The 13,065-nt window shown below is 37.1% G+C and carries 19 protein-coding genes; 2 read left to right on the forward strand and 17 right to left on the reverse strand.

Annotated elements, in window-relative coordinates; all coding sequences use genetic code 11:
- Nucleotides 1–32: 32 nt before the first annotated feature.
- The 13 genes from V7K84_RS20615 to V7K84_RS20675 all read right to left on the reverse strand — a co-directional run bounded on the left by V7K84_RS20615 (nucleotide 33) and on the right by V7K84_RS20675 (nucleotide 5,786).
- Nucleotides 33–209, reverse strand: coding sequence for a hypothetical protein (locus V7K84_RS20615; protein ID WP_334840763.1), 177 nt, complete (start codon nucleotides 207–209; stop codon nucleotides 33–35).
- 84 nt (nucleotides 210–293) lie between these two features.
- Complete coding sequence (locus tag V7K84_RS20620) at nucleotides 294–740, reverse strand: hypothetical protein (protein ID WP_334840765.1); 447 nt, start codon at nucleotides 738–740, stop codon at nucleotides 294–296.
- Nucleotides 741–769: 29 nt separating this feature from the next.
- A complete protein-coding gene (locus tag V7K84_RS20625; RefSeq protein WP_334840767.1) occupies nucleotides 770–991 on the reverse strand; it encodes a hypothetical protein in 222 nt (73 codons plus the stop codon).
- A 211-nt stretch (nucleotides 992–1,202) separates the two neighbouring features.
- Nucleotides 1,203–1,529: a hypothetical protein gene (locus V7K84_RS20630; RefSeq protein WP_334840769.1), complete on the reverse strand. Its 327-nt coding sequence runs from the start codon at nucleotides 1,527–1,529 to the stop codon at nucleotides 1,203–1,205.
- 40 nt (nucleotides 1,530–1,569) lie between these two features.
- The gene (locus V7K84_RS20635) at nucleotides 1,570–2,052 is read right to left on the reverse strand and encodes an SLOG family protein (RefSeq protein ID WP_334840771.1); all 483 of its coding nucleotides are present in this window, start codon (nucleotides 2,050–2,052) and stop codon (nucleotides 1,570–1,572) included.
- Between the two features lie 73 nt (nucleotides 2,053–2,125).
- Nucleotides 2,126–2,416, reverse strand: a complete 291-nt coding sequence (locus tag V7K84_RS20640; RefSeq protein ID WP_334840773.1) for a hypothetical protein — start codon at nucleotides 2,414–2,416, stop codon at nucleotides 2,126–2,128.
- A gap of 126 nt (nucleotides 2,417–2,542) precedes the next feature.
- Complete coding sequence (locus V7K84_RS20645) at nucleotides 2,543–3,067, reverse strand: hypothetical protein (protein ID WP_334840775.1); 525 nt, start codon at nucleotides 3,065–3,067, stop codon at nucleotides 2,543–2,545.
- A gap of 130 nt (nucleotides 3,068–3,197) precedes the next feature.
- Complete coding sequence (locus tag V7K84_RS20650) at nucleotides 3,198–3,539, reverse strand: hypothetical protein (protein ID WP_334840777.1); 342 nt, start codon at nucleotides 3,537–3,539, stop codon at nucleotides 3,198–3,200.
- 139 nt (nucleotides 3,540–3,678) lie between these two features.
- Complete coding sequence (locus V7K84_RS20655; protein WP_334840779.1) at nucleotides 3,679–4,080, reverse strand: zinc-finger-containing protein; 402 nt, start codon at nucleotides 4,078–4,080, stop codon at nucleotides 3,679–3,681.
- Between the two features lie 122 nt (nucleotides 4,081–4,202).
- On the reverse strand, nucleotides 4,203–4,586 hold the full coding sequence (locus V7K84_RS20660) for a hypothetical protein (protein ID WP_334840780.1): 384 nt from the start codon (nucleotides 4,584–4,586) through the stop codon (nucleotides 4,203–4,205).
- A gap of 43 nt (nucleotides 4,587–4,629) precedes the next feature.
- Nucleotides 4,630–5,025 carry a DUF4326 domain-containing protein gene (locus tag V7K84_RS20665; protein WP_334840782.1) on the reverse strand — a complete coding sequence of 132 codons (396 nt, stop codon included), beginning with the start codon at nucleotides 5,023–5,025 and terminating at the stop codon, nucleotides 4,630–4,632.
- A gap of 154 nt (nucleotides 5,026–5,179) precedes the next feature.
- A complete protein-coding gene (locus tag V7K84_RS20670) occupies nucleotides 5,180–5,539 on the reverse strand; it encodes a hypothetical protein (RefSeq protein WP_334840784.1) in 360 nt (119 codons plus the stop codon).
- Nucleotides 5,540–5,618: 79 nt separating this feature from the next.
- On the reverse strand, nucleotides 5,619–5,786 hold the full coding sequence (locus V7K84_RS20675; RefSeq protein WP_334840786.1) for a hypothetical protein: 168 nt from the start codon (nucleotides 5,784–5,786) through the stop codon (nucleotides 5,619–5,621).
- A gap of 18 nt (nucleotides 5,787–5,804) precedes the next feature.
- On the opposite strand from V7K84_RS20675, the gene V7K84_RS20680 reads away from it, so the two are divergent.
- Nucleotides 5,805–6,668, forward strand: coding sequence for a DNA cytosine methyltransferase (locus tag V7K84_RS20680; protein WP_334840787.1), 864 nt, complete (start codon nucleotides 5,805–5,807; stop codon nucleotides 6,666–6,668).
- Nucleotides 6,669–6,708: 40 nt separating this feature from the next.
- On the forward strand, nucleotides 6,709–7,092 hold the full coding sequence (locus tag V7K84_RS20685; protein WP_334840788.1) for an RNase H family protein: 384 nt from the start codon (nucleotides 6,709–6,711) through the stop codon (nucleotides 7,090–7,092).
- 140 nt (nucleotides 7,093–7,232) lie between these two features.
- Here the strand turns inward: V7K84_RS20685 and V7K84_RS20690 are convergent, their stop codons facing one another.
- The 4 genes from V7K84_RS20690 to V7K84_RS20705 all read right to left on the reverse strand — a co-directional run bounded on the left by V7K84_RS20690 (nucleotide 7,233) and on the right by V7K84_RS20705 (nucleotide 13,043).
- A complete protein-coding gene (locus tag V7K84_RS20690; protein WP_334840789.1) occupies nucleotides 7,233–7,424 on the reverse strand; it encodes a hypothetical protein in 192 nt (63 codons plus the stop codon).
- Nucleotides 7,425–7,500: 76 nt separating this feature from the next.
- Complete coding sequence (locus V7K84_RS20695; RefSeq protein WP_334840791.1) at nucleotides 7,501–8,691, reverse strand: formylglycine-generating enzyme family protein; 1,191 nt, start codon at nucleotides 8,689–8,691, stop codon at nucleotides 7,501–7,503.
- Between the two features lie 9 nt (nucleotides 8,692–8,700).
- Nucleotides 8,701–10,875 (reverse strand): pentapeptide repeat-containing protein, encoded by a 2,175-nt coding sequence (locus V7K84_RS20700; RefSeq protein ID WP_334840793.1) that lies wholly within the window; start codon nucleotides 10,873–10,875, stop codon nucleotides 8,701–8,703.
- A 77-nt stretch (nucleotides 10,876–10,952) separates the two neighbouring features.
- On the reverse strand, nucleotides 10,953–13,043 hold the full coding sequence (locus V7K84_RS20705) for a pentapeptide repeat-containing protein (protein WP_334840794.1): 2,091 nt from the start codon (nucleotides 13,041–13,043) through the stop codon (nucleotides 10,953–10,955).
- Nucleotides 13,044–13,065 lie beyond the last annotated feature (22 nt).

Raw genomic sequence — 13,065 nt, forward strand, 5'->3', positions numbered from 1 at the left:
TACATCACTTCAAAATTCACAAAATCAACAAATTAGTTTTTAATCACTGGTAATATTCCAGCGATCGCCTCTCTATCTGAATCCCAACCAAAGCCAGGATTATTAGCGTTAGCTATTTCACAGACTTTGATTATTTCGTTAAGCACTTCGCCAATGCTGTAATGGTTAATCAATGTTGCAATAACATCATTGAGTTGCGTTGTGTCCATGTTCAATAATTAAAACACCAAAACCGCAAAGCGACAGCATTGATGCAACAGTAGAGGGCTTAACCTCTACATTATGCTTACATTCTAATTCAAATAAACCGACAAATTAGGAGACAAATAAGCAGATAGTTGCCGATGCTTCTCGTAGTTATTTCTAAGTCTAGAAATATAACGACTGGATAACAGCTTTTGCTTTTTGCTCTCCAACTGGGCGATCGCTTCTTGCAACTGCCCAATCTCAAAATCAATTTGTTGAATCTCAGCCGAATACTTTTCGTTTAGCTTGGCGATTGCTCCAGTAATATCAGATTCCAATCGACTCAATTTCAAGTCATCATTGGGAGTGGGAAACTGTTTTTTGAATACCAAAACAATTTTCCCGTTATTCTCTTCTCGATACACTGTCTGATTTTTGTTATCGTTAGCAACTTGCAAAGCTTCGACAATCGCATCGGGCATTAATGCGTCAATTTCATGTTGAATTGCATTAATTTTTGAACGCAGGGTCAATAAATGTTGTAGAATTTGCATGGTAGAATGGTATCGAAAAAAACAATTATTTACACGGAGGCTGCCTCGGCAGTCTTTTTTGTTTCAGTATTAATCAAAGACTCCAAAGTTTTTGCGTCAAATTGAGTTAAGCCTTTAGCACTTTGTTGAAATAGCTTGAATTTTTCAAGCGAGTATTGACTATCAACAAATCCAGTTATTTCTAAGAATTTGTAATAATCAATTTCCCAGTAGGCAGAAGATAGAGCGGTTAGAAAATCTTGAGTTGTCATAATTAATTGTGTTTAAGTCGAACAACTGATTTGATAATTTCGGGATTCTGCGGGATTAATATTTCTATATCAACCCTGCAAATTACTCCAATAAATCGACATCAAAAAGCGACAGCATCAATAAAAAGTAACTTGCTCTGATACTGTCAGATAACATTGGAGTAGCGTTACACTATCTTCAATAAATGCAGGAAAATCACGCCAGTAGTAATTAATAACTATTCACTACTTTTTTACTTATTAAATGTTGTTTAGATAGTTCATTAAAAACTCTACGAACATCTGCAATTCTCAGATTTTTGTAGTTAGTTGTGCCAATACCGTATTGTTGCCAAAAACCAATTGTCTGGAAATAAACGCAGAGATAATATCCATAATCAGGTAATATCAGCACCGGACACTTAAGCCCTGTATAATATGGTTGAAATTCCTTGACTGGTTTTCCTAAATTTTTTAAACTACCCTTATTAACTAACCAAAAGTCAGCATCTTTAAAATTATTCCTGACAATCCAATTAAAACAAGAAGTATTTTCCAACTTGCTTCCCAAAACACAACGGAATCGGGAAGCGATAGCATTAGAATAAACTTAGTTGTCTGGGTTCAATTAGTGTAATTTCCAAGGTTTTTGGATTCAACTGAATGATTGGGAGGTTGTGAGCGATCGCCATATTCACACTTAATGCAGTACCCCCGGTCAAGCGTCCATCATAAACAGCCAGACAGATATCAGAATGCTTGACCATCCATTGATTACGGGCTTGCATGACACCTGGTTTATATTCTGGATAAAGTACAATCTGTTTTGATGCATACTTCAGTAGTTCTTTGTATTTAACTTTCTGTTGAAGATTCCACAATCTATCTTGGTTTTGACAAGGAATAACAGCAGTCCAATTTAATTCTCGTTCAATCAAAACTTGAGCAATTAATTGGTCAATACCGATAGCCATACCATTAAAATATTCAGTTATTCCCTTATCCAAAGCAACATCAATCAATTGATTAATTTCAACTTTGATATCATGAATGTCTCGGTGTCCAGTGAAAAATGCTTTCATACTACTTGAAAGTAGACAACACCACAAATAAGCGACAGCAATAAAAAAAGTCCCTAGCTAGGGACTCATAAGTTTATTCTATGTTATGTAATCCTTGAACTTCCTGAATAGATTTGATAGTACTGTCAATAAGTCTGTTAATTAACTCAATCCTTACTTTATAAGGTGTTGTTGGATTATTCAGATTTTCGATTTGGAACTTTGCAGATAAAGCACTATTGAGAGCCATTGATAAATTAGTTTGCATTTCATTATCTCGCTTTTCATACTCCTGAACATCTTCTAATTCCCAATACTCAGGTTCATATTTTTTTTCTGCTACTGGCATTCCATGAGCTTCATGATATTGAGTATATTGTGACATAATGTTATTACAAAAACATCATCGTCAACAAGCGACAGCATTTAAAAAATAATCCATCTAGACTCGGCAATAGGGTACTTAATATAAATATATCCAAACCCATAATATGATCTGGATATATTCAAACTAACCTACTGGTTTATAACCTTTAACTTCATTCAACTGCCAGAGATTAATACTAAATCTTTCTTCACTTAAGATTTTAGTTACTCCATGAAGTTTCTTACAATTAAACTCAATGATATCACCATCATTAAGTTGATAATCTTTACCGTCATAGTTAAATATACAACTACCAAGATTCACAGTTCTAGCCATTACTTGACTATAAGAATGATCTCGATGCGGTTGAATCAATCCTGTACTTTGGATATTACCAACTTTACCACCGAAAGTCAGTAAGCCGATGTTAGTTCCAGGATAAGCTCTCTGACAGAAATTCCATAGGCGATCGTTATAATAGCCTTTGGTAATTTTACTAGTCTTGAGATTACACTCATGAAATAGCCAAAGCCGATATCTACCTTGAGCATAAGTACTAACATCACAAGACATTAGTTCTACACTTCCTCTACAAAAGCTTTTCAAATCCGCTAAAGTTTCAGATTTGACTTTGCCAACTAACTTGAGAGCGCTGGGGTTAGAGTTCATAAAAGCCTCACATAAAACTAAATCTAATCCCATCTGCGACAGCAGTCTAATGCAATTAAGTCGAATAAAAAAAAGCCCTAATTCCCACATGGGGAACTAGGACTTTCAAATCAAACTAATAAATCAGATATTAGTATGGAGGATAATTATCACTATTATCCATTTCAATATCTTGAGGAGTCGCAGCAACACTAGCTGTACCATTAATTTGGTTACGCTTGTTGTAATACCTACTTCTTTCTGCAACCAAATCAGCCTCGGTATAACCTAAACCCGCTATGAACTTATCAAACTCAGCTTGACTCATATCATGAATCTCGTGAGCTTGCCATTCTTCAGCAAATAATTGATAACCTTCTAAGCCTTTAACTTCTTTATTCTCAATCTTGTACTGTTCCCAAGCAAGGATACGAATAGCATCTTTGAGTTGAGAAAGTCTTTTAACTGATTTAGAAAGAATGTTGATAGCCATAATGAAAATCTCCAAAAAGAGAAAAACGTCACTTCCCTTGCGCGACAGCGCCCTCGCCGAAAAACTCTAGGTATATGTATTATCTTGGCGATCGTTAACTATCTAAGTTATAGAAATTAAATTAGAATTTATCACAAAATCATTTACTACTGTAGTAGGGCAAACAAATCTCAATTACAAGTTTACATTGTTCTTCGTTAAATATTCCAATATGTGTAATTTTTCTATCGATTCTCATTTGTTGAGCTAACCATTTATAACCAGACTTTCTAGCTTCAGTTTTACTACAGCGATCGCGCTTCATTTTCGCTTTCCACATCGGATCAAAAAGAGCGTGAGCTTGATTTCTTAGCATTCTTAATTCACTATTTGCAAGACTTCCTAAAGCTATGTTTGTACCTTTGTGACATCCAACATAAGCATCACAATCACGACAAAGGTAAATCATTCCGTAAGACTTGCCGTAGATTACAGAGCTATCAACAAATTCAGTGTGTTTGTTACAGTAAGGACAAATTTTACCTTGATTTATTTCCTTCATTATTTCACCTAAGTCTAAAATAAAACCATACTCCTTAAGCGATAGCAACCTAATTGGCTTAAGCGTTGCGATCTCTAAAAATAAAAAGCTCCAACACCACACAGGAAGTTGAAGCTATTAAATCAGACAATTACAGCAATTACCTTAATACACTTGACTCTAGCAATATTGTCACGAGTACCTTTACTGCGTCCGTCCCATATTGCTAAACCATAATTAGCGATCGTACAAAGTTGAGTATCTCTATCGACGTAATTACCAGCAATGCCAACTGTCGGGTAATCGTTACTGTTTCTGGGACATCCCAAGCCGTTGAACATTGCATAGTAAACTGTCACTTTATCGTAACCTTTGAGTTTGAGATATTGCTGAATTAAAGCATCAACACCTGGGGCATCACCGATAATTATCTCAAAGCTAAGTTCGATGATTTTGTCGATGGAGGCGATGGCTTCTTTGGGCAAATTTTTAATAGACCGACTGCCTGAAATCATGACTATAGTCATTAGGCTATACCAAACTAAATCAACTTCTTGTAGCGACAGCCAATTACACCAAACCTTGCTGTAAAATCCAATTCACACATCTGATAATTCCGTCGCCGTGACACTGCCAAGGATGACAATAACAAGTTAGTTTAATATCCTCAACATCTTCGCCGTTGTTTTTCTTTGCACGACGTTCTTTAACCTGACAAGCAATATCTTTAATTTCCATCACAGTGTCATCACATTCACCAGTTTCAGACCAGAGCTTAACCTTCTTCCAAAGGTACAAATCAAACTTTTGGCAGACCTCGCGGCGATCGCCATCTTTGCCCATTATGTAGGGATTGTGTAACGGACTTTGAGGTAGTGAATAAGGTTCGCTTTTTCTACCAATATAGATTTTATTTTCACCGATAAAGCCGTGAGTTTTGCCATTTACAACTTTAATGAAATCCATATTCATAATTCCCGTAGTTTAATAATTCCAGTACAGCACCCCAACATAGGATTAACTGTAACTATTTGGTAAGGATTTAGGTCATTGTCAATTCCTCAATATCAGAATCAAAAAACTTAGTGTTATTGGGGGATCAATAACACTATTACATTTGTTATCCTAACTTCACTAACTCAACAACTGATTCTGCCAGCAATCCACGTACTTTAATTTCAAGTGAAAACCCTGGTACTCGTTTTGCTTTTCTGGGTTTGCCATCATCTTTGTCAAAGTAGCCATTGTGAGCGATTGCCAAGTCTCTAAATCTTGGAAACTCTAGCTCATTCCTTAATCCAATATAAGTGATAAAGCTAGTAAATCCAGAATCTAAATCTGGTGAATCTTCCCAGTTAAATTGATTGCTATAAGTTCCACATATTACAATGCGTTTACTCAAGTTAACCAAAATATAATTACCATGTGGTGAAGATTGTAAAACCTGACATTCAATACCTGAAAATTTCATTTTGTTCATGTTAACATTAACCTAACACCCTGTATTTTAGAACTGTGGGGAGTTCTGGTTCTCTCCCCACTTAATTAGTTGGCGCTAATTAGTTAATGTTCTGTTTTGATTTGAGGAACAAGTAGTCTTGGATTGACAGACTAGCACCGGACAAGATTAAAGAAAGATTTTCATCCTGTTCTAAATTTGCAAGTAAGTTAATCTTTGCTACTAGTTCCAACAAATCAGACTTACTCAATGTTTGCTGAGTTTGCATGATAGTAAACCTCACTAAATGATAGAAATCACTCCCTCAAAGCGACAGCGTTTATTATCATTTCCTTTGACTTGTATTGATTTTTTTGCAGGTATTGGGGCATGGGAGTTAGCGGCGGAAATCGTCAGTGATATTTATGCTTTTAATTGCTTTAATACGTTTGAGTTTGTAGAAATTAGAGGTACTGCACAGAAAGTATTGCGATCGCACTACCCGAATATTCCCATTCACTCAGACATCAAAACCTATCAACCAACTCCAGAACAAGCTGATGTCTACTTCATCTCATTTCCCTGTACTGGGACAAGCAATGCCGGGAAACGAACAGGACTTGAACACCCAGAATCAAGCCTGTGGTATGAATCTTTGCGGTGCATCTGCTTCGGGCGGCCAAAGTTCGTGGTTGTGGAGCAGCCTGAAGGATTTATCTACAGAGGACTTCGAGCAGCTATTGCCGGATTCACAATGGCAGGTTATCAAACAGAAATTGAGCTTATCTCGGCGGCGGAGCTTGGCGCACCACACAGGCGAAACCGAGTATTTGTTATTGCCCACGCCAACTACTTATCCTTGCAGCAACGGCAAGGGTGGCGATGCTGGGACGAACAAGTTAGAGAACACATTGCGATCGCAAGGCAGATTATCAAATACCCTCAAACTCAGCCCTTATCTGTGCCTCTGGATGATGGCGTTTCCGGGTACTTGGCTGGATTGTCTTATTCGGGATGGTGGAAACAAAATTCACCACCAGTTGAGTTTGGAGTTCAACCGATGAGCCGAGGTAGAAGAGAAATAATAAATTTAGTCGGACGTTCCATAGTTCCACTTCAAGCAGCGATCGCATTGATGAGAGTGAAGTTTTTGGCAGAGTTATTAGGCTAAGTGCTGTCGCTTGTAGGTGGTGTTGTTGTGTCTCAAGGAAATGAAAATCACTATTTACTGTGATGGTGCTTGTGCGGGTAATCCTGGCGTTGGTGGTTATGCCGCTATTCTGACTTCAGAGAAATATCCACCTAAAACCGTTAGTGGCCGTGTTGAGGAAACTACTAACAACCGCATGGAAATAATGGCGGCTTTGGCTGGACTCCACGCTCTCAAATACCCTTGTGATGTCGAGATAATTTCTGATTCTCAGTACTTGGTCAACACCATGTCTAAAGGCTGGAAACGGAAAGTCAATCTCGACCTATGGCAAGAAATTGATGTAGCCGCCGATATTCACAACATAACTTGGACTTGGGTTAAGCGAAATTCATTACCTCAGCTTGAGGAGTGCGACGCGATCGCCAAATCTCACACGAATTAATCAAAGTGATTCATACCACCCTAGTGGGTGGTTTTTTAATTCTGCTTAGGCATTTCGGCGAAGTGGTCTTGAAGTAGTTTGTGGATGAAGCGGTAGCGACCACCAACACGCTGAGTTGTTAGCAAGAGGTTTTAATTATTTCATCGTTTCCCACTACGACGTTTTTTACTTTTGGGTTTAGGCTGGTTTCTAGAATGTCCCTTGATAGTTATCGTTTTTTTATATGGACGAACATTAATGATTTTTTTGTCTTCTTTCTTCTTAGTTACAATCCAAATTGTTACAGCAATAATTAAAAATATTATAAATATAGCTGGGTTAGATAACTTCATTTTTACGCTTTAAATAAATGAATAATTATTAAATTTAAATTGCTCTTTATTTACTTTAACTAGACTGAATATTGATTTAGGAACAAACTACTCGGAAGCCGAGGTAATTCCCTTGTTCATGAATTCGAGCGTTTCTGCGAGATGCCGAACGGCAATTTCCTGGAACATCAGCCCAAGAACCTCCTCTAATTACACGAAGTTGGCTATCTTTAGCCTTGAGCCATGCAGTACCATCATTAGGCGCTTTCCTGTAGCTATCATGCCAGTGATCCATGCACCATTCCCAAACATTACCTTGCATATCATATAGCCCTAAAGCATTTGCAAACTTGAAGTTATCAACAGGAGTAGTCTTATTATGAAAAACTTCTCTTGAAGATTTAGGTTTTTCATCATTTTTATAGTTTGCCAACTCAGGAGTAATAATGTCTCCAAAATGGAATAAAGTTGTAGTTCCAGCACGACAGGCATATTCCCATTCAGCTTCACTGGGCAATCGGTAGTAATAACCTGTCTTTTTGGAAAGGCGATTGCAGAATTCAACTGCATCCTCCCAGCAAACTTGTTCTACGGGATAACTGTCTCCCTTGAATTTGGAACAATCAACTACTAAAGGGCGAATGATCTGTGGTAAACAAGCTACAGCTTTCCATTGTTTTTGAGTAATAGGGTATTTCCCCATAAAGAAGGAATTAACAGATACTGGATGTTGAGGAATTTCTGGGCTACTTGCATTTCTTTGCTCAGATGAACCCATAAAAAAATTTCCAGCAGGAATAGCGATCATCTCCAATTCCACTCCACCACCTAAATCTTCAACAAAATAGTTAGCCTGCTTGCGGCGAGAGTTGATGATTGGTTCTCCTAAAAATCCAAATATTCTAGAGGGTTTAACGACTTCTGCATATTCAAACCGATACTTACGGAGACTGAGCTTAAGAAGCCGCGCTCTGCCTTCTTTGTCTGGTTCCGCATTTAATTCATATCGTTGGTTTGGTAAGGTGTTCTTAGTTTGTTCAGCAAATCTTACAAAATCTTGTTGAATAACATCTTCACGGGAATAATAATTTATATAGATATTCTGAGTATTGTTATTACCTTGATTGACTATATTGCTGTCACCCAGAACAGATTGGTTCCCATTCCCCTGAACAACTCGGTTTTGATTACCTTGAACTACATTTTGAGGTGTGGAACTATCAGCCTGCTGCCTTGGATCTGCATCAAGCTGTTGTGGTTCAGAGTTTTCTGGTAGCTGCTGACTCATAATTCAGTTCTACAATCCTAACAGCTGAGAACCAGCCGCCGCACCTAACCAAGTTGCAACTTTTACAATAATTGGCTTGGCTGTTGTCCAAATTTTCTGACCAGCTTCCACGCCCTTACTCGTTTTATCAAGTGTTTCTGCCACAGTTCCCAAACGCTCTAATGCTCGTTGCTTATTTGGTTCTTCTTTATCCGTTGCTTTCTTAGCAGCACTCAAGTCTTCAATTACTTCTTCTTTAGTATCGGCTGGTAATTCTGCCCCTTGAATCAAAGTTTCTAATTGTGCCAGTAACTTGACAACATCCTCTTTAGTGAGTGATTCTCCGGTATCTGCCCCCACTTTATTTTGTTGTGTAACTTGATTACCATCACCAAGGACACCCTGATTATTGTCCCCTTGAACTGCGCGGTTGTTATCGCCTTGCAGATTTCTGATATCGCCACTAACTGAACCACCAACTGACAATCCACCTGGGTTATTAGTCATATTTATATCTCCATTGTTAGGCTGTAACATACTATTATTTCCAATTGTAATTATATTCTGAATGATATGATTTCCAGGATTTGCAAGTTGTTCAGTAATTTTTAGCATACTTGTATTCTCTTGAAAATCAATCTCAGTTGTTTTTAAAGTATTTCGATATTTTCTCTTTAAAACTTCTATACTTTTCTTGTATGCTTGAATTAATTTAAGTTCAAATTCTACTTTATCTACATTGTCTGGAACATTTAATCGGATAACAAAATCACCGTTTAATTCTCTTTCAAAAGCTTGTATTAAGTTGTCTGAATTATCAGGCGAAATATCAAATTCTTCCAAACAATTTTTAAATCCTTGTAAGAATGCTTGCCAATCAATACCATCTTCTTTAAAAATTAAGTTAATTTCTGATGGTTTCTGTAATACTTGAATAGCCTCTTCAGAAGTTAAATTTTTATTTTGATTTTTTGGATAACGTTGTTTTAGATTTGAATGTGGGTCAAAAAAATTACAAATTAATCCATCTAATTGTGCTGTAGCAGGAATACTTCTTATTTCAATTTTTGCTCCAGTAATATTTGCTCCACTTAAATCAACATTATCTAATCGTGTTGAACTAAGAATAGATTCTTGTAATTGAACTTCTATTAATTTGGAATCACTCAAATCTGCTTTAGATAAATTAATCATATTTAGGTTAGCATTAGCAAAATTTAAGCCTTGTAAATTCATGCCTTGATAATTTTTGTCTTTTCCAACTTGTTTATTGATAAGTAAACACCGAATTTTAGAATTATCTAAGTAATTTACTTTGATTTTAGAGCAATCAATTTTTTTAACATCCTCCCAATTTGTTCGGATTACTGTACATTCCAAAAAACTACTACCCTTAAGATTTGCATTAACTAAACTGGCATCATTTAAATTTGAACCATGAAATTTAGTGCCTTGTGCAGAAATAAAATGCACAAATAAATTCCAAATCCAAACATATATTTTATCTTTTTTTATAATCGCTTCACCGCTTATTACAATTCCTAAACATGAGCCAAAAAAAGCTCCAATAGCACGTCTCAATACAGGATGTTGTGGTAAGTAAATTATTAAGATGAAATTTATAATAATTACAAACAGAGAGGAAAATGCAATAATTATAAACATTAGAATATGTTCCTTTTCTGATTCATTCATAGTTTCTATAAATGGAATGAGAATCCCAACGACCACAATAAAGCTCACTCCTATAATTATCAAAGAAGTTTGATCAATGGATAAGAACGCTGGAAGATAAATAGCATGAAGCCAAGCAATATAAACAACAGATATTAAAATAGTGTAAATATTTTTAATAACGCCACGAATAGGTGAAAAAAAATAAAAATTACAACTTATAACAATACTTGCAGTAAATCCCGACAATGACATTATAAATAAAGATATTATCAGAATAAAAATAGTCCACCATATTGTTATCCCACATTTAGCTTCATCTAATATTGCATTAGTTAGGTTAGCTTCAGAAAAATTAGTCCCATTCATTTTTGCTCCTTTAAAGTTTGCATTTGTTAAATTAGCACCACTAAAATCAGCACCACGGATATCTTTTTGATAAAAGTTAGCATTCTCAAGGTCACGACCCTTAAATGAGTGACCACGTAGACTTATTTCTTGAAAATTTATTTCTTGATAATTTTTTGACATAACTTTACAAATAAATTGAATAGCGATTGATATTTAGATACGCTTAGATTATGAAAGATTCAGTTTTGAAATTATACTTAAGTTTCCTTACTGTTTTTCCAATCTTCCAACGCACCAATCACAAAGCTAGCGGCGGGGTGATTCAGGAATTGCTCGAATGCAGAAACACCACCTGCTTTTAGGGCGCTGAGTATTCGTGCAGCTAACGTTGGATCACTATCGATTTGCTTGATGGTTTCTGTAGCGATCGCCATCTTGCCTACTGTACTATTGCTTGGATACGACTTGTCTAGCTGTTCGAGGAGTTTTTGAATCTCGGCGGCAGCTTGGGCTAAATTCTGTCTCTCTACTTCATTTATCACTCCAGCGACTTTTGCCCCTTGCTTGATTTCACCCCCGCTCATGTGACCAATACCAAAGTTTCCATTCTGTTCATAGTAATCACCTTGGATTTGCTCGTTATATCGTCCGCGACCTGTGTTGATATTGCGATCGCCAGTCATGTTTGTATCTCCTTGAACTACTTTGTTGTTATCGCCTTGAACATTATTAATATCACCACCGACAGAATCACTAACTGAGAATCCACCTTGATTGTTAGTCATAGTAGCTACCTGTTCTACGTTTGAATAATAAGTAGGACGTTGTAATGCTTGAGTAACAAAATTTTCTAAACTACGAATTCTGCTATCTTTTTCTGCCATCAATGCTTTTAATTCTTGCTCTGCTAATGCTTTAAGTTGATTATAAATTTCAAAATATTCTGCACTCAGTTCAGACTTATCAGCCGTATCTGCGGTTTTTGCACGAAGTAAAACCTTATCCTCACCCCGTTTTTCTATTGCTACAATTTCTAACTCAACATCAGGGTGATTCTCTGCTAACTGCTTAAAAGAAATTGCGATCGCTCTTGGGTCAACGTCTTGGTTATGATAAAGGTCGAGGGTGTCAAAAATTGGCTTGATAAAATCGCCAAAGTCTCCATCTGCAAATACCTCTTGTTTATTATCAGGTTTGCGGAGGGGGTCGGGGTCTTTTTTAGTGGGTAAACGCATGAAGACATATTCACAACTGACCCCATGCAATTTAGTTGTATTTGTAATCCCCCAATCTTCAATGAAAGCTCCGGTGAGTGTTGCACCTGTTAAATCTGTGCCGTCTATTTGTGTTTGCTTGAGTTTGGCTCTAGATAAATCGGCATCTTGTAAATTCGCTTCGCTGAGGTCAGCACCAATAAAACTAGCATCTGCTAAGTTTGCTGTTTGTAAGTTGATACCGCGCAGGTTTTGACGGTCAAAGTTTTTATCTTGTCCCTGTCCTGTAACCAGCAGTTGACGTACTTGTGAATTTTGAAGATAAGTTAAGCCTGGGCGAACACGGTCAAGCATTTTGGCTTGATGCCAATGGCTACACATAAGAATACTGTTTCGGAAATCTGTACTTTTGAGCGTAGCTTGGGAAAAATCAGCATTGGTTAAGTTAGCGTTAAGAAAGCTGGTACCTCCTGTTGCAGCAAATGTAAGAGCGAGATTACGAAGCGAAGAATATTTTTCGTCTCCTTTCATTGCTCGCCATCCAACGTAAATGTTAAGTAAGACTACAGTTCCAGCTACGGCTGTAGCTACGATTAAAGCTGTAGAACTGATGATTCTGAGAAAGGCAAAAGCGAATACTCCACTGAAAGCCCAGGCAAAAGCAAAAACTCCAACTATACCGCAGCAGATAGCAAAGGTTCCAGCGTATGCGAAGGGTATGGCTAAGGGAAAGACTAAGACTAAAAATAAGATTAAGATTAACTCTACCTCCTGTGAGCCAGTTCTTACTCCTCGGTATATCATGCTGGAAAAAAAGACAATCAATACAATTAACATAGTCCAACCGCAGATTTGGTTCCTTAATTTGGCAGTATCAAATATTAGCGACACCAAATAACCACAGAGAAACAAGTAAAATCCTGCGAATCCTGAAAACAACCACGACAGAAGTACTGCAAAAATTACCCAACGGCGTTGTAGTCCCGCTTTGGCATGGCTAAAGTTTGCACCTGTCAGGTTAACACCGCTGAAGTTTGCTCCTCGAATGTCCGCATAGCTAAAGTTTGCCCCCTCAAGGTTTTGTCCTTTGAAGGAGCGCCCACGGAGATTTTGACCTGAGAAGTCCTTGGGCATAGTTTTTAAAGCAAGGTGTCTT

Source organism: Nostoc sp. (assembly GCF_036917315.1).
Taxonomy (GTDB): Bacteria; Cyanobacteriota; Cyanobacteriia; order Cyanobacteriales; family Nostocaceae; genus Nostoc.

Excerpts from the sequence above, each read along its gene's own strand:
- V7K84_RS20615 (WP_334840763.1), bottom strand. The coding sequence starts at position 209 with ATGGACACAACGCAACTCAATGATGTTATTGCAACATTGATTAACCAT.
- V7K84_RS20620 (WP_334840765.1), bottom strand. The coding sequence starts at position 740 with ATGCAAATTCTACAACATTTATTGACCCTGCGTTCAAAAATTAATGCA.
- V7K84_RS20625 (WP_334840767.1), bottom strand. The coding sequence starts at position 991 with ATGACAACTCAAGATTTTCTAACCGCTCTATCTTCTGCCTACTGGGAA.
- V7K84_RS20635 (WP_334840771.1), bottom strand. The coding sequence starts at position 2,052 with ATGAAAGCATTTTTCACTGGACACCGAGACATTCATGATATCAAAGTT.
- V7K84_RS20640 (WP_334840773.1), bottom strand. The coding sequence starts at position 2,416 with ATGTCACAATATACTCAATATCATGAAGCTCATGGAATGCCAGTAGCA.
- V7K84_RS20645 (WP_334840775.1), bottom strand. The coding sequence starts at position 3,067 with ATGAACTCTAACCCCAGCGCTCTCAAGTTAGTTGGCAAAGTCAAATCT.
- V7K84_RS20650 (WP_334840777.1), bottom strand. The coding sequence starts at position 3,539 with ATGGCTATCAACATTCTTTCTAAATCAGTTAAAAGACTTTCTCAACTC.
- V7K84_RS20655 (WP_334840779.1), bottom strand. The coding sequence starts at position 4,080 with ATGAAGGAAATAAATCAAGGTAAAATTTGTCCTTACTGTAACAAACAC.
- V7K84_RS20660 (WP_334840780.1), bottom strand. The coding sequence starts at position 4,586 with ATGACTATAGTCATGATTTCAGGCAGTCGGTCTATTAAAAATTTGCCC.
- V7K84_RS20665 (WP_334840782.1), bottom strand. The coding sequence starts at position 5,025 with ATGGATTTCATTAAAGTTGTAAATGGCAAAACTCACGGCTTTATCGGT.
- V7K84_RS20670 (WP_334840784.1), bottom strand. The coding sequence starts at position 5,539 with ATGAACAAAATGAAATTTTCAGGTATTGAATGTCAGGTTTTACAATCT.
- V7K84_RS20675 (WP_334840786.1), bottom strand. The coding sequence starts at position 5,786 with ATGCAAACTCAGCAAACATTGAGTAAGTCTGATTTGTTGGAACTAGTA.
- V7K84_RS20680 (WP_334840787.1), top strand. The coding sequence starts at position 5,805 with ATGATAGAAATCACTCCCTCAAAGCGACAGCGTTTATTATCATTTCCT.
- V7K84_RS20685 (WP_334840788.1), top strand. The coding sequence starts at position 6,709 with ATGAAAATCACTATTTACTGTGATGGTGCTTGTGCGGGTAATCCTGGC.
- V7K84_RS20690 (WP_334840789.1), bottom strand. The coding sequence starts at position 7,424 with ATGAAGTTATCTAACCCAGCTATATTTATAATATTTTTAATTATTGCT.
- V7K84_RS20695 (WP_334840791.1), bottom strand. The coding sequence starts at position 8,691 with ATGAGTCAGCAGCTACCAGAAAACTCTGAACCACAACAGCTTGATGCA.
- V7K84_RS20700 (WP_334840793.1), bottom strand. The coding sequence starts at position 10,875 with ATGTCAAAAAATTATCAAGAAATAAATTTTCAAGAAATAAGTCTACGT.
- V7K84_RS20705 (WP_334840794.1), bottom strand. The coding sequence starts at position 13,043 with ATGCCCAAGGACTTCTCAGGTCAAAATCTCCGTGGGCGCTCCTTCAAA.